15 protein-coding genes and 1 pseudogene are annotated in these 18,364 nt (G+C 61.3%); 4 read left to right on the top strand and 12 right to left on the bottom strand.

The window, feature by feature from the left end; all coding sequences use genetic code 11:
* Nucleotides 1-14: 14 nt before the first annotated feature.
* Nucleotides 15-1,463 (bottom strand): pyruvate kinase, encoded by a 1,449-nt coding sequence (gene pyk / locus AWB78_RS32585; RefSeq protein ID WP_062610740.1) that lies wholly within the window; start codon nucleotides 1,461-1,463, stop codon nucleotides 15-17.
* Between the two features lie 44 nt (nucleotides 1,464-1,507).
* Nucleotides 1,508-2,650: a glycerate kinase gene (locus tag AWB78_RS32580; protein ID WP_062610739.1), complete on the bottom strand. Its 1,143-nt coding sequence runs from the start codon at nucleotides 2,648-2,650 to the stop codon at nucleotides 1,508-1,510.
* Between the two features lie 279 nt (nucleotides 2,651-2,929).
* Between AWB78_RS32580 and AWB78_RS32575 the strand changes: the two genes are divergently transcribed.
* From AWB78_RS32575 to AWB78_RS32565, 3 genes are all read left to right on the top strand, one after another.
* Nucleotides 2,930-3,727, top strand: a complete 798-nt coding sequence (locus AWB78_RS32575) for a GntR family transcriptional regulator (protein ID WP_062610738.1) — start codon at nucleotides 2,930-2,932, stop codon at nucleotides 3,725-3,727.
* Nucleotides 3,728-3,802: 75 nt separating this feature from the next.
* Nucleotides 3,803-5,257, top strand: coding sequence for a sulfatase family protein (locus AWB78_RS32570; protein WP_062610737.1), 1,455 nt, complete (start codon nucleotides 3,803-3,805; stop codon nucleotides 5,255-5,257).
* Between the two features lie 107 nt (nucleotides 5,258-5,364).
* Entirely contained in the window at nucleotides 5,365-6,690 is a 1,326-nt protein-coding gene (locus AWB78_RS32565) for an MFS transporter (protein WP_082883510.1), read from the top strand.
* Nucleotides 6,691-6,995: 305 nt separating this feature from the next.
* Here the strand turns inward: AWB78_RS32565 and AWB78_RS32560 are convergent, their stop codons facing one another.
* Nucleotides 6,996-7,616 carry an SEL1-like repeat protein gene (locus AWB78_RS32560; RefSeq protein ID WP_062610762.1) on the bottom strand — a complete coding sequence of 207 codons (621 nt, stop codon included), beginning with the start codon at nucleotides 7,614-7,616 and terminating at the stop codon, nucleotides 6,996-6,998.
* A gap of 154 nt (nucleotides 7,617-7,770) precedes the next feature.
* On the opposite strand from AWB78_RS32560, the gene AWB78_RS44090 reads away from it, so the two are divergent.
* On the top strand, nucleotides 7,771-8,265 hold the full coding sequence (locus AWB78_RS44090; RefSeq protein WP_074173585.1) for a ProQ/FinO family protein: 495 nt from the start codon (nucleotides 7,771-7,773) through the stop codon (nucleotides 8,263-8,265).
* Nucleotides 8,266-8,665: 400 nt separating this feature from the next.
* On the opposite strand, the gene AWB78_RS46905 is transcribed toward AWB78_RS44090, so the two are convergent.
* The 9 genes and pseudogenes from AWB78_RS46905 to AWB78_RS32520 form a co-directional block, all read right to left on the bottom strand.
* Nucleotides 8,666-8,851 (bottom strand): hypothetical protein, encoded by a 186-nt coding sequence (locus AWB78_RS46905; RefSeq protein WP_157697690.1) that lies wholly within the window; start codon nucleotides 8,849-8,851, stop codon nucleotides 8,666-8,668.
* Between the two features lie 46 nt (nucleotides 8,852-8,897).
* Entirely contained in the window at nucleotides 8,898-9,647 is a 750-nt protein-coding gene (gene gpmA / locus AWB78_RS32555; RefSeq protein WP_062610735.1) for a 2,3-diphosphoglycerate-dependent phosphoglycerate mutase, read from the bottom strand.
* Nucleotides 9,647-10,943 (bottom strand): annotated as a pseudogene (gene eno / locus AWB78_RS32550) (phosphopyruvate hydratase). The gene gpmA and the pseudogene eno overlap by 1 nt, the downstream one beginning before the upstream one ends.
* 4 nt (nucleotides 10,944-10,947) lie before the next feature.
* Nucleotides 10,948-12,363: a pyruvate kinase gene (gene pyk / locus AWB78_RS32545; RefSeq protein WP_062610734.1), complete on the bottom strand. Its 1,416-nt coding sequence runs from the start codon at nucleotides 12,361-12,363 to the stop codon at nucleotides 10,948-10,950.
* Between the two features lie 14 nt (nucleotides 12,364-12,377).
* A complete protein-coding gene (locus AWB78_RS32540; protein WP_062610761.1) occupies nucleotides 12,378-14,012 on the bottom strand; it encodes an NADP-dependent glyceraldehyde-3-phosphate dehydrogenase in 1,635 nt (544 codons plus the stop codon).
* Nucleotides 14,013-14,108: 96 nt separating this feature from the next.
* Nucleotides 14,109-15,137, bottom strand: a complete 1,029-nt coding sequence (locus tag AWB78_RS32535) for a hypothetical protein (protein WP_232477970.1) — start codon at nucleotides 15,135-15,137, stop codon at nucleotides 14,109-14,111.
* 128 nt (nucleotides 15,138-15,265) lie between these two features.
* Nucleotides 15,266-16,747, bottom strand: coding sequence for a glucose-6-phosphate dehydrogenase (zwf, locus tag AWB78_RS32530; RefSeq protein WP_062610759.1), 1,482 nt, complete (start codon nucleotides 16,745-16,747; stop codon nucleotides 15,266-15,268).
* 33 nt (nucleotides 16,748-16,780) lie between these two features.
* A complete protein-coding gene (locus tag AWB78_RS32525) occupies nucleotides 16,781-17,740 on the bottom strand; it encodes a carbohydrate kinase family protein (RefSeq protein WP_062610733.1) in 960 nt (319 codons plus the stop codon).
* 27 nt (nucleotides 17,741-17,767) lie between these two features.
* Nucleotides 17,768-18,364, bottom strand: a 597-nt coding sequence (locus AWB78_RS32520; RefSeq protein WP_157697689.1) for a substrate-binding domain-containing protein, incomplete at its 5' end; no start/stop codon positions are given.

The raw sequence follows: 18,364 nt of genomic DNA, 5'->3' as shown, positions 1-18,364 counted from the left end.
CAGCGGAACGCGGCTCAAACGGTCATGGCATGCCGTTGCGCCGAAAGCCGCTCGATCTCCGCCGGAAAAATGATGCGGAGATTGTTCGTGGAACCGGCGAGGCCGAACGGTGTGCCGGACGCCACGACGATGGCCTTGTCCGACGCGCTAAGGCAGTTGGCCTGAAACGCCGAGATGGCGAACGAGACGATATCTTCAGTGGTCTCGGCCACCTCGCTCGTGCGCGCCATCACGCCCCACGCAAGGCACAGGCGTCGCGCGATCTCGATGCGAGGACCGAGGCTCAGAATGGACGCACTGGGTCGAAGGCGCGCCACGCGCAACGGCGTGCTGCCCGACGTCGTATAGGTCACGGCGACGCCGAGCGGGACGGTGTGCGAGATGGCCTGTATCGCCACACCGATGGCGTCGGTGCCGTCGGCGAGCGGGCCCGCACTGCCGGCCTGCAGTGCGCGTCGATGCAGCGGGTCGGCCTCCGTCTTATTGATGATGCGCGACATGAACTGCACCGCCTCGAGCGGGTATTGCCCGGAAGCGGATTCGGCGGACAGCATGACGGCATCGACGCCGTCGTAGACGGCCGTGGCCACATCGGACGCTTCCGCGCGCGTCGGCGTGCTCGCGACCGTCATCGATTCCAGCATCTGCGTGGCGACGATCACCGGCTTGCCCGTGCCCCGCGCCAGTTGAACCAGACGCTTCTGCACGGCCGGGACGTCTTCGGGTGGCATCTCGACGCCCAGGTCCCCGCGCGCGACCATCAAGCCATCGGACGCGCCCAGAATCTCTTCGATGTTGTCGAGCGCTTGCGGCTTCTCGATCTTCGAGATGATCGCTGCCCGGTCGCCGATGAGCGCGCGCGCTTCGAGGACGTCTTCGGCGCATTGCACGAACGACAGCGCCACCCAGTCGACGCCGAGCGAGAGCCCGAAGGCGAGGTCCGCCTTGTCTTTCTCGGACAACGCCGGGATGCTGAGGCGCGCTTCGGGCACGCTCACCCCTTTGCGGTCCGAGATGCATCCATCCGTTTCCACGTTCGTGACGATCTGCTCGCTGTTCGCGCTGACCACGCGGAATTGCATCTTGCCGTCGTCCACCAGCAAACGGTCGCCAGCCGATACCGCAGCGAAGATTTCCGGATGAGGCAGGTAGACGCGCGTACCGTTACCCGGCTCCTCGTTCCGGTCGAAGACGAACTGATGTCCACGGCGCAACACCGGTGCGCGCTCGGCGAACTTGCCGACCCGGAGTTTCGGCCCTTGCAGATCGATGAGAATCCCGATCGGCCTTCCGAGCCGCGCTTCCACATTGCGAATCAGCGCATGCCGTCTTGCATGGTCTTCATGGCTGCCATGGCTGAAGTTGAGCCGGAAGACGTCGGCCCCGGCAATGGCGAGATTCTCGATGATCGATTCGGTCGAACTGGCCGGGCCGAGCGTGGCGACGATTTTGGTTGAACGCATGATTGGGTTCCTGAAGGAGTAGGAGAGGGCGGTTCGGTGACGTGCTAGCGTTTGATCGACATGCCCAGCCGAAGCACTTCCGCGACGTTGCGAGCGGTTGCCCGCAGATTCGCGCGGGCTTCTTGCAGCGCGTCGCTCAAGGAGCAGGCGCGGCGGACGGATGCAAACGCTGCCTGAATGCCGATTGCAGCGAGTTCGTCCGCGTTCGCGGTGACGGCGCCTCCCAGCGCAAGCACCGGAACGCCCAGACGGCGTGCAATCTGCGCGACGCCGGCGGGGGCTTTTCCGCGCGATGTTTGCCCATCCACGCAGCCTTCGCCTGTAATGACGAGATCCGCGCCGACGATAGCCTGTTCCAGACCGAGCGCCTCCGCGACGATGACGGACCCAGGCTTCAGATTCGCGTTGAGGAAGCCGACCATCGCGGCGCCCATACCTCCCGCCGCGCCGGCGCCGGGGAGCGATGCCACATCGACGCCGAGGTCGCGGCGCATGACGTCCGCGACATGCCCTAACGCCTGGTCCAGCGCGGCGATCATGTCCTGCGTCGCCCCCTTCTGCGGGCCGAACACGGCCGACGCTCCGGCGGGTCCGCACAGCGGATTGTCGACGTCGCACGCGACATCGAACGAGCATTCGGCGATGCGTGGGTCCATGCCGCTTCGATCGATTCGTGCGAGCTTGTGCAAGCTGCCCGCGCCGCTCGACAAGTCGCGGCCGTCGCCGTCAAGAAATCGCACACCGAGCACTTGAAGAAAGCCCACGCCGCAGTCGTTCGTCGCGCTGCCGCCAAGGCCAACGATGAAGTGACGCGCGCCTTCGTCGAGCGCCGCCAGCACGAGCTCGCCCAGTCCGCGACTGGTTGCCCGCAGCGGATCACGTTCGGCGAGCGCGACGTGATGAAGCCCGCAGGCAGAGGCCATTTCGAGAAGCGCCACGTGTTTGTCGTTCAGTCCAAACTCGGCGCTGACCGTGCGGCCCAGCGGATCGCTCACACTTGTCGGGATAAGCCGCGCACGCAAAGGCCCCTTCAGGGCTTCCACCGTTCCCTCGCCGCCGTCCGCAATGGGGAGGCACACGAAGCTTGCGGCGGGGAACACGTGCGCGAATCCCTCCTGAATCGACTGGGCGGCATCCGCCGCGCAAAGGCTTTCCTTGAAGGAGTCCGGTGCGATGACAATTTTCACGGGCTGGCTCGCTGATGTTGTACGCCGTCATGCTAAACACGCAGACATCCGCGGCCATCGTGCAAATGCACAAGTCGGTCTCCGACATGCCGCGATTTTTCATGCAGATGCACAAGAGGCGCATCGGCCGAACGGTGCGTGGCGTGCGGTGCACGGTTCGCACGTGCGAATTCGTGGAGGCTCGCGGGGTTTACCCGCCCGGCGCAGTATTGCGCAAATGCCGGGACAGGCGTACATTGCTATATAACTATATAGCTCTTCCGTTTCTACCCGAACTCTATGTCCACAGCTGCAAACACCACCGATGTCTTCGCGGTCCTTGCGCGGCCGGACCGGAGCGGGGCGCCAAAGTACATGCGCCTGTGCTCGGTATTGCTTCAGGCGATTACCGCGGGGCACTGGAAAGCGGGCGACAAGCTCCCGACGGAAGAGGAACTTGCGGAAATGACCCCGTTCAGTCTCGGGACCGTGCAGCGGGCGCTGCGCATGCTGGTTGATCAGGGCGTGGTGGTGCGGCTACACGGGCTCGGCAGCTTCGTGGCGGAAAACGATCTGCGCATGGAGGACCCGTGGCACTGTCGTTTCTTCGCAGACGACGGCGAGAGCTTTCTCCCCGTCTACTCGAAGGTGGTGAGCCGGGAGCGAGTCAGCGGCAAAGGTGCGTGGACGCGCTATTTTCCCGATGCCAGCGAGCATCTCGTGCTGATCACTCGAACGATCAATGTGAACGGCGAGTTCGACGTGCTCGTACGGTTCTATCTGGACAGTCGAATCTTGCCGCGCCTATCGAAGGCGTCGTTGCGCTCGCTGGACGGCCTGAACTTCAAGACGCTCATCGCCAATGAGCTGAGCGTGCCGATTACCCGCATCACGCACGACATCAACGTGATCAAATTCGACGTTGCCACGGCGCAAGCCACCGGTACGAAGGCAGGCGAGGCGGGGTTGTTCATGAGGGCAGCGGCCATGATGGGCGCGACCGCGTGCGTGTATTACCAGGAATTCTCCATTCCGGCGACGAGCCGGGTACTCAGCGTGCCCGACCAGTTACCGAAAATGGGTCACACTTCGCGCTGAATTTTTCGGGGCAGACACATTGCCCCAAAAAAATTTGTCCCGCGAAAACTATAGTCCTACATAGTTGGAGGAAATATGAAAGATTCGCAAAACCTGCTCATCATCATGTCGGACGAGCACAATCCGAAGATGCTCGGCTGCGCGGGCAACAAGATTGTCGAGACGCCGAATCTGGATGCGCTCGCCGCGCGCGGCACGCGCTTCAGCTCGGCGTATTGCACGAGCCCGGTCTGCATTCCGTCGCGCGCGTCGTTCGCGGTGGGCAAGTACATCCACCAGATCGGCTACGCCGACAACGCCGATGCCTACGACGGCGAAGTGCCGAGCTGGCATCACAAGCTGCGGGACCGCGGGCACAACGTCACGTCGATCGGCAAGCTGCACTTCAAGCTGACGGGCGAAGACCATGGCTTCACGGAAGAAGTCATTCCCATGCACATCATCGAGGGCAAGGGCGATCTGATGGGTCTGGTCCGCAGCGACCTGCCGGTCCGGAAGGGCGCTTACAAGATGGCCAATATGGCCGGCCCCGGCGAGAGTCAGTACACGTTCTACGACCGTGACATCGCAGCGCGCGCGCAGACGTGGCTGCAAGAGATGGCGAAGAAGCAGTCGGACACGCCGTGGGTGCTGTTCGTGTCCTTCGTCGCGCCACATTTCCCGCTGACGGCTCCGCCTCAGCATTTCTACAAGTACTACAATCAGGACCTGCCTCTTCCGAAGCTCTACCGGAAGGAGGAGCGGCCCACGCACCCATACCAGGTCGATTACCGCAGCAGCTTCAACTATGACGACCATTTCGACGACGAGAAGCTGAAGAAGGCCCTTGCCGGCTATTACGGGCTGTGCTCCTTCCTCGATGAAAACATCGGTCTCGTGCTCAACGCGCTGCAGGATGCAGGCCTCGCCGACCGCACCCGGGTGATGTACACGAGCGACCATGGCGACAATCTCGGCTCGCGCGGAATGTGGGGCAAGTCCACCTTGTTCGAGGAGGCTTCGGGCGTGCCCCTGATCGTCGCAGGCCCCGGCATCGAACCGGGCAAGGTGGTGGATACGCCGGTGAGCCATGTCGATACTTACCCGTTCATTCTTCGCTCGGTCGGCGAAACGGACCCCGCGCTCACGGACGGTTTCCCCGGCGTTTCGCTGGACGACATCGCCGATGGCGCGAAGCCCGACCGCAACGTGTTGACCGAATACCACGGCATGGGGTCGGCAACGGGCGCGTTCATGATTCGTCACAACCAGTACAAGTACATGTACTACGTGGACTATCCCGCGCAACTTTTCGACCTCAAGGCAGACCCCGAAGAAATCAACGACCTCGGGACGGACCCGAGGTACACAAGCGTCCTGAGCGAATGCCATGAGCGGCTGCTCAAGATCTGCAACCCGGAGGATGTCGATCGCATGGTGCGCGAGCGCCAGTCCGAACTGCTGTCGCTGAACGGTGGCCGTGAAGCGGTTGTCGCACGAGGCGACCTGGGCTTCAGTCCGCCTCCGGGCGCGCCCATCGTGTTCGACTAACGCGGATCTGGAGCGAGCAACCCAACGCGCGCCCGAGCTCCGCAGAAGAAAGCATAGACATCCGGTCCGAAAGGGCACGCGCGTTGCATTACCCATATCGGGGAGACATGAGTTCGGGCTGGCACTCTTTCGGCTGCGAGAAACTAGCCATCAGCCTGCCTTCGAGCTTGAAAAATGAGGAACGTATGAACGTTTCGAATCAGAAATTCCAGTTCGCGTCGGTGCTGTTCGTATGCTGGTTCGCGAGCTATCTCGAGCGATTCCTGATCAACCTGGCGCTTCCGTATATCGGCGCCGAATTCAAGATCGACGAGTCGGGGCTGGGCCTGCTTCTCAGCGTGTTCTTCATTGGCTACGCCGTCATCCAGCTTCCGGGCGGATGGGTGGCCGACAAGATCGGAACGCGCAAGACCATCCTCTTCTCCGTGTTCATGTTTGCGATATTCACTGCGGCAAGCGGACTGGCCTGGTCGCTGACCGCGCTGTTCGTGATTCGCTTCCTTTTCGGCATCTTTGAAGGGAGCTTTCCGTCAGCTGCATACAAGGCCGTAGCGGAAGGCTATGCGAAGAACGAGCGGGCGCGGGTACAGTCGTTCATGCTAGCGACGAACCCGCTCAGCCTCGTGGTCGCGCCGCTCATCGCCGTTCCGCTGATTGCGCATACGGGCTGGCGCGGAATGTTTATCGGCTCGTCTGTCTTCGGCGCGCTCGCATTTCTCTTGTACTTCTTTGGAACGCGCCGGTCGCATCCCGCGCCCAGTAACGTGCCGACGACCAGCGGTCATCACGAGCCGCCGCTTCCCTTCAGGGAACTCATCAAGGACAGCAATATCTGGAAGATTTCGGTCATCAACTTCGGCGTCAACATTCTTATCTGGGGCTTCCTCTCCTGGCTGCCTTCCTACATGATGAAAGTTCAGAAGCTTGACCTCGCGCATGTTGGCATCGTGTCGGCCCTGCCTGGAATCGCAGGTGTAGTTGGCATGCTTTCCGGAGGCTGGTTGGCGGACAAGCTGTTCGCTGGGCGTGAAAAGTACCTGTTGTTCCTGAGCGTTGCGCTTGCGGGCATGAGTTTGTTCGTTATGCTGAGCGTGCCGACACTGCCAGTGGTGATTGCCTGCCAACTCGTTCTCTCCTTCAGCATGAAGATTTCCTTCATTGCGCTCTGGTCCTTTCCTTTGAAACTGATCGAGGCGAAAGACATGGGCATGGCCTCGGGCATCGTCAATCTTGGAAGTCAGCTTGCAGGCGTCGCATCACCGGCTGTGATGGGGTTCCTGATCGTGGCCCGTCATGGCTCCTACGATGGGGCGTTCGCGTTTCTCGCCGCCTGTACGGTCATTTGCGCAATTGTCACGCTCACCCTGCCAGGAAAGAGCGTGACGTCCGCGCATAACGCCAGAAACGTGGAGTTGGCGACGAAGAAACAGTAACAGGTTCGCTCGGATGAGCCTCAAACGCGTGGGTGCCGGGTCCTGAAATGTGGGGCCCGGGCGCTTGAGGTCTTTCGCGTTGCATATGGTAATCCTGCACAACCAACGGTGCACATGCCCCTCACAACGACTTCTCTTCAGTTTTTGCTTGGCCTTCCCGCCGGGAGTGTCTTGGTTCGTGCCGCTACCCGGTGCGATGGGCTGCGTGCCTCCGGTGGATCCCTTGCGCGGGAGGACGGACGACTGCCGGGGGGCAGCATCGACGATGCCGCCGGGTGTGGAAAGACGGAAGGCGACAAGGTGATCTACCGTAACGCTTGAAGTCGGCGTAGGCACCGTGCGTCATCACCTCCGCGCCGATACATCTGGATGGCCTTCTGACGATTGAGCGTCGCTCCGGTGCTCGGTGCTCCCCAGACTCCCTCCCAATACAGCCCCAAATTGTGTGCTGAAGCCTTATGGCCCAAGTCAACCGCTCGTTCGTACAGCGTGACTGCAAGGTCCGCGTCCGCATCTTTCCCCCTGCCGATCCGTGCGCTGTCTGCGAGCGCCGCCGCCGCGATGCCACGAAGCCGACCGTCGGCGGTGTCGTCCTTCATCACATCTTCAAGGATCGCATTGCCACTTGTGTATTCCGCATCGCCGCCGGTCGACGTGACGAGGGAGATGGCAAGTGCAACCCGCAACGACGGATGGCGATTCACACCTACACGATCAAGAAGGCGACGTCCCAGGATTGGCGCGCCTGAGAGGGGGCTGGTCAAGAGCGCGTTCGCTATCGCAGCCAGTGATTCAAGCGAGAGAAAGCCGGTCTTGTTCGCGGCAATCACGTGCTTGAAGAACTTCTCGACGTCCAGCATCGGGTCTGCGCTGCGAAGCTGTTGCCATTCACGTTCAATCTGTCCTACCCAGCTTTCCGTCTGCATGGTGAGGTGCTCTTTGGTGACAACTGCACCGTATTCTAGCTCACCATAAGTACTCTGGTAGGGAGGATGTACCGATGAAGACTCCATGCGGGCCGTTGACGGCGATGTTTGACGGCGACTGGTAAAATTAGGCGACTGATTTCAGGCACGCACGATGGGATTCGAAGATCTCGCTGCGCTCAAAGCGCAACTGAGCCAAGGCGCGAACCGCAAAAAGGTTGCTGCACGCTTGACGTCAGCGCCAGTAGGCGTCGGACGTGAAATGGAGCAGTCACCGAAGCCTCCGCGAACGTCTTCTGACGCAGCCGCGCGCGCAGTCGCCACGCTGCAACGACATTTCCCGCACGCCTTTCCGCACAGTCGCGCACCAAAGGTTCCGCTCAAGGTTGGGATTCTCAAGGATGTCCTTGCCCGAGCGGCGTCGCTTGGACTGAGCGAGCGAGACGCTCGTAACGGCGTCAAGATGTGGTGCCGGGGCCAACGCTATTGGACCTGTCTCGTCGAGGGCAATATGCGCATCGATTTCACCGGCGCAGTCACCGGAGTTGTTTCCGCTGCCGAAGCAGAGTACGGCACAAGTCAGGAGAAGACTCGGCTGGCGCGCAGGCGGGAGCAGATCGCGAATAATCGACATGGTCGACCGCGCTGACCGGCAAAACCGGTGTCAATTGCATAGTAAATTTGACATAAGGAATGATCGGTTGTTATGTATGTAATTTATTCGAAACATATCTTCTGCGCTGCATCGCGATAAGCGAGTCTCCGCATCGAGCGCGTATCTTCGCGGACGCAAGGCGCTTATCCGATCTTCAAATCGTCGAATATTCGACATCGTCATCTATCGCGAGACGACAACTCGTCCCAACGACACAGTGTGGTGAACGTGCGGTCGAATTGGAAAAAGTCTAAAACGTCCACGCAGTAAGGCGTGACGCGCGACACAAACACGGTCGCCTCGAGCACAGTATTCGTCGCGGGAGGGCCGTTGTGAGTTTTTCGGACAAGCGTTGAAGAACGCGGCAGGCTAAGCCTGCCGCGAGCAGAAGAACTCAACTCGAAGCAGGTGGAGAAGAGAGCAGATGCGTCATGATCTTCTGTTCGACCGACGATGTCGGCATGATGGTGTTCGGCGCGTCGCTCGCCGACGCGCCGAGTTTTGTCGTGGCGGCGGGCGCGGTCCTTGGAATCGCGTCATTGATATCGGCTCGCATGAGCTTGGCTTTACGATTATTCACGAAATCCTACTTCTCCCGCTCGCCCTGGTGGGTTGCAGGTGTGCGCTTACCGCTGTGCGCCGCCTTGCGCGGCCACCAAGTGCATAGCAGTCTCAATCTCTGCGGCGTCACCCAGGTAGCGGTGACTGCGGCCCTTGAGCGCGTCGTTCAGTTCGTAAATCAAAGGCTGTCCCGTCGGAATGTTCACCTCGACGATGTCTTCGTCCGAGATGTCGTCGAGGTACTTCACCAGAGCGCGCAGACTGTTCCCGTGCGCGACGATGATCACCCGTTTGCCGGACTGGATCGCTGGGGCGATGGTCGAATGCCAGTAGGGGAGGAAACGTGCCACCGTGTCCTTGAGGCATTCGGTCCTTGGCAGCGCTCCCGGCTCGAGATCGGCATAGCGCGGATCGACTATGGCGGTGCGCCGGTCGCCTTTGGACAATGGCGGCGGAGCAATGTCAAAGGCGCGGCGCCAGATCCTCACCTGGGCCTCGCCGTGCTTCGCGGCGGTTTCTGCCTTGTTTAGGCCTTGCAGCGCCCCGTAGTGGCGCTCGTTGAGCCGCCATGAGTGATGTACTGGGATCCACATGCGGTCCATTTCTTCCAGCACAGTCCACAACGTCTTGTTGGCACGTCGGAGCATCGACGTGAAAGCGATGTCGAACTCAAAGCCTTCGCAGCGTAGCAATTCAGCAGCAGCTCGGGCCTCGGCCAGTCCTTTCGCGGTGAGGCCCACATCAGCCCAACCCGTGAATCGGTTTTCCTCGTTCCAGATCGACTCACCGTGGCGTAGCAAAACAATCGTGGACATCAGGCACCTCTCAGCACGGGAAACGCGGTGCGACCGCCGTAGACCGCATCGGAACCGAGTTCGTCCTCGATCAGGAGCAGCCGGTTGTATTTGGCCACACGATCTGAGCGACATAGCGAGCCGGTCTTGATCTGCGTTGAACTCGTTGCCACGGCCAGATCGGCGATAGTCGTGTCTTCGGTTTCGCCTGAACGGTGCGATACCACGGCAGCATAGCCGGCGTGGTTGGCCATCCTGATCGCCGCCAGCGTCTCACTTAGCGTGCCGATCTGATTGGGTTTGATGAGGATTGCATTCGCGACGCTCTCCTCGATGCCGCGTTGCAGGATTGCCGTATTTGTGACGAACAGGTCGTCGCCGACGAGTTGGACTTTTGCGTCCCAATCGCTCGGTCAGCAGCTTCCAGCCGGACCAGTCATCTTCCGCCAGACCGTCTTCGATCGAGAGGATCGGATAGCGCTCAGCCCAGTTCACGAGCAGCTCGACGAACTCGTCCGAGGTGAACGATCTGCCTTCGGACGCCAGCTCATAGCACCCGTTGCGGTGAAACTCCGAGCTCGCGACATCGAGGCCCAGCCAGATGTCAGTGCCCGCCTTGAAGCCCGCTTTCTCGATCGCGCCCAGGATCACCTCAATGGCGGCATCGTTAGACGGAAGATTCGGCGCGAACCCGCCTTCGTCGCCCACCGATGTCCCGAGCCCATCGGCCTGCAGCACGCCCTTGAGCGCGTGGAACACTTCGACGCCCTGGCGCAGTGCCTCCCTGAAGCTCGGTGCGCCCACGGGCAGGATCATGAACATCCTGGATGTCGACGTTGTTGTCGGCGTGTGCACCGCCGTTGATGATGTTCATCATCGGCACTGGAAGCTGGAGCGATGCGTCAGGTTCGGAGGCCAGATAACGATAGAGCGGTTCGCCACTCGCCTGTGCCGAGGCTTTCGCCGCTGCAAGCGATACCGCAAGGATCGCGTTCGCTCCGAGGCGCGACTTGTCTTCTGTGTCGTCGAGTTCAATCATGCGCTGGTCCAGCCCGGCCTGATCGCCCGCATCGAAGCCAAGCAGTGCCGATCGCAGCTCGCCATTTACGTGATTCACCGCACGCGTGACGCCCTTGCCGCTGTAACGCCGCGGGTCCTGATCGCGCAGTTCCAGGGCTTCGTGGCTGCCAGTGGATGCACCTGAGGGCGCGGCCGCGTAGCGGATGGCGCCGCCTTCGAGGGTACCGAGGCGGCAATGGTGGGATTGCCGCGCGAGTCTAGGATTTCGATCGCACGGATGTCGTTAATCTTGTGCATGGAGTCAGACCTTGGCGATGTGGAGGAAGTTGGTAGTACCGGCCACGCCAAAAGGCGTGCCGGAGGCGACGACGATGAAGTTGCCCGTCTGCGCGAAGGCTTCGCCTCGAGCGACCGCGCAAGCTTTGTTCACCATGTCAGGTACGTCGGAGACGTTTTCATCGGCGTGCACTGCGTGCACACCCCAGACGAGCGCCAGGCGGCGCGCGGTGGCGAACTCTGGCGTCATGCCCACTACCGGGACGACCGGCCGTTCCCGCGCTGCGCGCAGGCTGGTGTAGCCAGACCGCGTGTAGGTGACGATCGCCGCTACAGGCAGCAGGTTCGCGGTCTGCTGCAGGGCGAGGCAGATCGCATCGGCGACCTCGGCTTGCGGCGCCGTGTGGGATGCATCGATCGCGCTGCGGTAGTCTGGATCGGACTCCACCTCCGCGATGATGCGGTCCATCATCGCAACTGCCTCGCGCGGATAACTCCCGGATGCGGACTCAGCTGACAGCATTACAGCATCAGCGCCGTCGTACACCGCGTTAGCCACGTCGGACGCCTCAGCGCGAGTCGGTACCGGTGAGCTAATCATCGATTCCAGCATCTGCGTGGCAACGACGACGGGTTTGCCAGTGGCGCGGCACGCCCTCACGATCTGTTTCTGAATACGCGGCACTTGTTCGGCCGGCAGTTCGACCCCGAGGTCGCCACGCGCGACCATGATCGCGTCGGCCGCGTCAACAATCGCGGCAAGCGACTCGATTGCCGCCGGCTTCTCCAGCTTGGCCAGTACGGCGGCGCGCCCCTGGACAATTGTCTTCACCTCGTGCACATCCTCGGGTCTTTGCACAAACGATAGCGCGACCCAATCGACGCCCAGCGTCAACCCGAACTCGAGGTCGGCGCGGTCTTTGGGTGTCATGGCGGGGATGGGTAGCAGTACCGAAGGCACATTCACACCTTTGCGGTCCGATATCGTGCCGCCGGTGACGACCTGCGTGTCGGCGAAGTCCGGCCCGAAGCTCACCACCTTGAGACGCACCTTGCCATCGTCGATCAGCAATTCGGTGTCCGTGTCGAGCGCGGCAAAAATCTCCTGGTGTAGCAGCGGTACACGCGTGGCATCGCCCGGGGTAGGGTCCAGATCAAGGCGAAACGCCGCACCGGCTTGCAGCGTGATCGGACCATTCGCGAGCGTGCCGATGCGCAGCTTCGGACCCTGCAGATCGAGCAGCACGGCAATAGGGCGACCAACGTCCCGCTCGACGCGGCGGATGATCTCGAGCCGCTCCTGGTGCTGGGCGTGCGTACCGTGACTGAAGTTGAGCCGGAATACGTCAGCTCCAGCGTCGAACAGGGCGCGCACGGTGGTCAGGTCGCAGCTCGACGGTCCGAGTGTCGCGACGATCTTGGCGTTACGTTGGCGATGCATTTTGTGCGTTCCACTCAAAAGATGAAGTCTGTGTTGATGAACTTGGATTGATGCTCGCGCACAATGGTGTTGAGCAGTTCCTTGTTCGGTTCGGTTTGTTTCGTGGCAACCATTGAGCGGATGGAGAATGCGCGCAGCGCGTCGCTGACGGAGAGCGTGCCTTCGGCCGAATCCTTGCGCCCCGCGAATGGGAACACGTCCGGCCCGCGCTGACACTGGCAGTTGATGTTCACGCGGCAGACCTGATTGACCAGCGGATCGACTAGCGCACCGATCTGTGAAGCGTCGGTTCCGAAGATGCTCACCTGTTGTCCGTGATCCGAGGTGATCACGTAGTCCAGTGCTTCTTCCACGGCATCGAAGCTCATCACGGGGACCACCGGACCGAACTGCTCCTCACGGTACAGTTTCATCCCCTCCCGCACGGGATAGACGACAGCCGGATTGAACAGCGTGTTGCAAAAGGTACCCCCGCCCTCGTTGACGACGCGCGCGCCCTTGGCCTTGGCGTCCTCGATCGCTTCTGTCATATAGGCAGTGCGATGCGGCCCGGGCAGCGGCGTAATGTGCACGGCGGCCTCCCACGGCATGCCCATTTTGAGCCGCGCTAATTCAGCAGTGAAGCGATCCAGGAACACGTCGACCACACTGCTGTGCACGATTAGCATTTTGAGCGCCGTACAGCGCTGTCCATTGAATGACAATGCGCCTTGCACGCACTCCTTGACTGCGAGATCCAGGTCAGCATTGGGCAGCACGATGGCCGCATTTTTCGCGTCGAGGCCCAACACGGCACGCAGGCGGTGAGATTTGGGGTGTTGCTTTTTCAGATGGTCCGCAACGCGGCTCGATCCGATTAATGCCAGCACGTTGACCTTGCCCGAGGCCAGCATGCGCGGCACCACGAGTTCACCCGGTGCGTGGATCGTGTTGACCACGCCAGGGGGAAACGCATCTCGAAACACTTCGAGCAGCGGTTCGAACAGCAGGGTGCCATACTGTGGCGGCTTGAGGACCACCGTATTGCCCATCAGCAACGCCGGAATCAGAGTGCAGAACGTCTCGTTCAGTGGATAGTTGTACGGTCCCATGCACAGCACTACGCCTAGCGGCGTGCGGCGGACCTGACCAATGGTTCCTTCGACCACCATGAATCTCGAATGGCCGTTGTCCATGTCCTTCAGGGCCTCGATCGTGGCCTGGATGTACTCGATGGTGCGGTCGAACTCCTTGCGGGAGTCGACGAGGCTCTTGCCGATTTCCCACATAAGGAGGTTGACGATCGACTGTCGGCGCTCGACCATGCCTTTCACGAATGCTTGCATGCAGGCGATGCGGCCGGCGACGGGCATTGTCGGCCATTGACCCCGGCCGTTGTCGTAGGCTCCTACTGCGGCATCCAGAGCGGCGTCGCTCTGCGCCTCGCCCATCAGCGGGTAACTGCCGATCTCGAGTTGGCTCACTTCGCCGGTTTCCGGATCGCGCGTGCAGACTGGCGAGAGCACAGTTTTGAAGGGGCCGTTCCACGTGAGTATCTCGCCGCCAACGAGGAACCCGCGCTGATGAACGGGTGCGCCAAGGCGGTGTTCCGCCGGAATCCCATCGGGTGTCGGAAAGTGCAGGTCGAGTTGCGAATTGCCGTCGGTCATCATCAGATCTCCAGAGGAGGTGGAATCTTTAAAGACAGTTGTATCAAGTCACGCCATCAAGGTGCGGTGCGAATCAAGCAACGAGCTTCCACGCGTTTATTGGGTCAAAATCTCGAATCGATAAGCGATTTCGAGCGGCCGATTCGGATCAAGTGCTACGGCGGTGGAGACGCCTCGTTCATTGATCGGATTGGGCGCCAGCGCGGCATGACAGCCAAGTTCAAATGCACTTGCCACAGGTTCGACGCCCAAGCACAGATTGCGACCATTCCAGGGGCTGTAGCTACGCCCCCGATTGCTGATCCATAGCAGAAGCGACGGGAGTACAGAGGCATCCCAGCAGAGACGGTACACAACCCGCGATTCGTTGTCCGTCAGGATCACCGATCCGTCGACTCCACAGAGCTGGATGATTTCTTCGGTATCTTCCGGGAACGGAAAGCGGTCGAATTCTGCTGTGCCACCGTCACGCAGTGGCACCTCATCAAGCCGGTCGAAAAATGCCGCCGGTTTTGCGCGAGACACGCCGGGTTCGGGGCCAGCGGGGTGAACGACACCAAAGCGAAACGCGCCAGGATCGATATGAAATGCGCCGGCGAGGGAGGGGAGCGCCAGATTGGGATGCAAGCCGATCGGACGGTGCGTCTTCTTGCGCGCCTCGATCGTCAGCGAGAAATCGATCGCGGCGCTCTTCGGATCGGCACGGACCACGCGAACAAGACGTGCTATGGGTGAGGCCGCCGGATACTCCAGTTCGATCTGGATTTCAGATTCCGTCTGCCGCACGAGTGTCCAGTCCGTGACACAGCCGTAACCGTGCAGGAGGTCGTCGCTCCAACCCAACAGGGCTTCGGGTTCCGCGACAGGTCTGGCGAGACTCTCCTGCCAGCTTTCCACAACGGCCTCCGGTGCATAGGGCACACCAAAGGGAATGCACGGGAATTCGCTTCTCATATGGTTGAGCAATTCCGGCTGCTGGTGCGTTGCATTGCCGATCCATGATGGCTCGTAGAACGGTCGAACCTGCCGGTCACCGCGCTTGAGCGCCACCCCGCCGAGCATGCCGCCCTTCGCATGCACGTCAAGCGCGCCGTGAGGCCATTCAAGGTGCCAGATCTCAGCCATGATCGTCGTCTTGCCAGGAAATGATTTGAAGCGACATTGTGTTTAGTCAAACTGAAAAAGTCAGCGACACCGAATGACTCGGACTGTAGGATATACACGCTATGATCCGGATAATGTCCTGCCTCCACTTAGTTCTCTTCTTCCAGCCAGCATGTGTTGTGGCGCGCGAGCAGCGCGCTGCTTGCGGCTGGACCCCAAGTGCCCGACGCGTAGAGTTTCGGCGCGCTTTCCGGAGCGGCCCAATGATCGATGATCGGGGCGACCCATTTCCACGCTGCCTCCTGTTCGTCGCGACGCACGAACAGGGCGAGCCGTCCCGCGATGACATCGAGCAGCAGGCGCTGATAAGCTTCCATTCGCTCGTGCTGAAAGAACTGGTCGAATGCGAGATCAAGGTAGACATCCTGTAGCGTCATCCCCAGACCCGGCTGTTTCGCAAGGGCAGTGAGCCGGATCGATTCAGTCGGCTGCAGACGGATCATCAGCCGGTTCGAACCCGGACGCAGGGCCGTTGGCCCCAACGTGGAATGTGGCACGGTCCGAAAGTTGACGACAATTTCAGCGACACGGGCTGCCAGGCGCTTCCCGGTGCGCAGAAAAAACGGCACACCGGCCCAGCGCCAGTTTTCGACCTCGGCTTTCAAGGCGACAAATGTTTCGGTCCTGCTGTCCATTCCGACGCCCGCCTCGGAACGGTACGCCGGGACTCCCGCGCCATTGATACTGCCGGTCTGATACTGACCACGCACGACGTTTTGCCTGATCTCATCACCGCGCAGCGGCTTGAGGGCGCGCAGCACGCGTAGCTTTTCGTCGCGCACCGCATCCGCATCCATGGATTGCGGCGGCTCCATCGCAACGATCGACATCAACTGCAGCAGGTGGTTCTGCACCATATCGCGCAGTGCACCGGTCTGATCGTAAAAGTTGCCGCGACCTTCGACGCCGAGTTCCTCGGCTACCGTGATCTGAATGCTCTCGACCCATTCGCGACGCCACAACGGCTCGAACAGCGAATTGCCGAAGCGCAGGGCAAACAGGTTTTGTACCGCTTCCTTGCCCAGGTAGTGGTCGATCCGGTAGATCTGGTCTTCGCTGAAGATCCTGCCGACGGCGTCATTGATTGCAGTGGACGATTCCAGGTCGTGGCCGAGCGGCTTCTCAAGGACCACGCTTGCGCCCTCGGTGAGCCCTGCGGCTCCCAATGCGCTGCAGATGGGCACGAATAGCGCCGGTCCGGTCGCCATATAGAAGATGCGTCTGCCTGGAGCGTTGCGAAGCGCTTCGGCCAACGACGCGAAAGAGTCAGGTTGGGCTGCATCAAGCCGTACGTAGCTGATACGCCCAAGGAAGCCGAGCCACGCCGCGTCGTCGATCGTGGATTCAGGGACGCGTGGCTTGACGTGCTCCTCGACCCATGCGAGATAGCCGTTGCAATCCAGCGCCGTGATCGCGACGGCGAGGATTTTGCCCCCGGGTGCGAGCATCCCGTCGCGATGGGCGGCATAGAGCGCGGGGAGGATCTTGCGCATCGCGAGATCGCCTGTTCCGCCGAACAGGACGAAGGAGAAGTCGAGCAGGTCCGGCTGGCTTGTCGGTGCTGGTGTCATGGCATTCATATAGAACGGCGAATAGGAATCCTACTAATCAAGCAGCGCGTTCACCTCGTCGAGGGTGGGGGCGTAGGCCCCTTGCTGCGCGCACACCACGGCCGCACAAGCCGCTGAAAAGCGCAGATGGGACGCCAGCGGCGCGTCAGGCCGGATGAGCATGCTCGCCATCCACGCTCCGACACAGGCATCGCCGCAACCGACGGTGTCAGTCACCCGAGCAGCAAATGCTGGTTGAAACACCACCTCGCGCGCAGTATGCAATTGCATGCCTTCTGCGCCGCGCGTAACGAGCAGCGCGGCATGGGGTGCCCATTCGCGAAGCTGATCCAATGCAGCTGTTTCGTCGAATTCGGGGAAAAGCCCGTGCAGATCCTCGTCGGAGACTTTGATATAGCTGGCAAGTCCGGCCATCTTGCGCAGCGTCTCCCGGTAAGCCGGGCCGTCCATCAGCGTCCGGTAGTTCGGATCGAAGGAAATTCGTTTGCCCGCAGCGTGGGCGGTCTGTGCGATTTCCAGCAGGTGCGCCGCGAGCGGCCGTCGGACCAGACTGAGCGAGCCGAAGTGCACGATCTGCGCGGCCTTCAGCCAGCCGGACGGCAACGCATTGGCGTCGAAGGCCAGGTCGGCGCTGTTGTCACCGACAAAGCAGTACCGCGGCGGATGCCTTGAAACGACCATGGAGAGGAATGGCGGGCGCTCGACCTGGCGGGTGAAGCGCGCGTCGAGACCCGCTTGAGCACTCAATCGCATCAGTTCGTCGCCGAAGCCGTCCTGGCTCACGGTGCCGGCAAATCCGGCCGGCACGCCAAGCCGTGCGCCCACGCGCGCGACGTTCCAGCACGAACCGCCGGCCGCGCTGCGCCAGCGCTGGTCGTCTTCGCAGATGAAATCGGTCAGCGCCTCGCCGAACACGACCAGTTGAGGGAGATTCGTGGTCGTTTCGATGACCTCACGCGCTCGCCATGCGGGTGACTGGGTAAGAATGGACATAGTGATCGTGCTCGGACGGTTATGGGATCAGCGAGGCGACGACCAGCCTTTGTAGCTGTTGGCGTTGTCCCGGGTCACCAGCGTCGAGGGCAGCAGGATCGTCGGATTGGCGGGCTTCTTGCCGTTCATGATGTCGTGGCCGACGCCCACAGCCTGTTGCGCCATCGTCCACGGGTCCTGGCTCGCCGAAGCCTGGACCATCGTGTCGGTTTTGAGCGCCGTTTCGATATCCGGCGCGCCGTCCACCGACGTGATCACGATGTTGTTCCGATGCAATTGCTTCGCCGCGAGGTCCGTGCCGATCGCTTGCGGATCGTTGATCGCGAACACGCCATCGAGCTTCGGGAAACGCGTGAGATAGCCCTGCATCGCGTTCATGCCGCCTTCACGCGAGCCTTTCGCGTCCTGATCGTCGGACAGAACCTTGATGCCCGGATTCTTCGAAAGCACGCTCTTGCAGCCATTCACGCGATCGATCACCGCCGACACCTGCGGGCCGTTCTCGATCACCACGTTGCCCTTGCCGCCCAGTTTTTTTGCCAGGAATTCGCAGGAGATTTCGCCGGCCTGCACGTTGTTGGTCTGCACGGTCGCGTCCGCGCCCGCCGCCGCGACGTCCACCGC

The sequence above is a fragment of the Caballeronia calidae genome (genome assembly GCF_900044055.2).
GTDB classification, from domain to species: domain Bacteria; phylum Pseudomonadota; class Gammaproteobacteria; order Burkholderiales; family Burkholderiaceae; genus Caballeronia; species Caballeronia calidae.
This window is presented reverse-complemented; position numbering and strand designations above follow the sequence as displayed.

Excerpts from the sequence above, each read along its gene's own strand:
- pyk (WP_062610740.1), bottom strand. The coding sequence starts at position 1,463 with ATGCGTTCAACCAAAATCGTCGCCACGCTCGGCCCGGCCAGTTCGACC.
- gpmA (WP_062610735.1), bottom strand. The coding sequence starts at position 9,647 with ATGTCCACGATTGTTTTGCTACGCCACGGTGAGTCGATCTGGAACGAG.
- AWB78_RS32575 (WP_062610738.1), top strand. The coding sequence starts at position 2,930 with ATGTCCACAGCTGCAAACACCACCGATGTCTTCGCGGTCCTTGCGCGG.
- AWB78_RS32525 (WP_062610733.1), bottom strand. The coding sequence starts at position 17,740 with ATGTCCATTCTTACCCAGTCACCCGCATGGCGAGCGCGTGAGGTCATC.
- pyk (WP_062610734.1), bottom strand. The coding sequence starts at position 12,363 with ATGCATCGCCAACGTAACGCCAAGATCGTCGCGACACTCGGACCGTCG.
- AWB78_RS32535 (WP_232477970.1), bottom strand. The coding sequence starts at position 15,137 with ATGGCTGAGATCTGGCACCTTGAATGGCCTCACGGCGCGCTTGACGTG.
- zwf (WP_062610759.1), bottom strand. The coding sequence starts at position 16,747 with ATGACACCAGCACCGACAAGCCAGCCGGACCTGCTCGACTTCTCCTTC.
- AWB78_RS32540 (WP_062610761.1), bottom strand. The coding sequence starts at position 14,012 with ATGACCGACGGCAATTCGCAACTCGACCTGCACTTTCCGACACCCGAT.
- AWB78_RS32565 (WP_082883510.1), top strand. The coding sequence starts at position 5,365 with ATGAGTTCGGGCTGGCACTCTTTCGGCTGCGAGAAACTAGCCATCAGC.
- AWB78_RS32570 (WP_062610737.1), top strand. The coding sequence starts at position 3,803 with ATGAAAGATTCGCAAAACCTGCTCATCATCATGTCGGACGAGCACAAT.
- AWB78_RS32560 (WP_062610762.1), bottom strand. The coding sequence starts at position 7,616 with ATGCAGACGGAAAGCTGGGTAGGACAGATTGAACGTGAATGGCAACAG.
- AWB78_RS44090 (WP_074173585.1), top strand. The coding sequence starts at position 7,771 with ATGGGATTCGAAGATCTCGCTGCGCTCAAAGCGCAACTGAGCCAAGGC.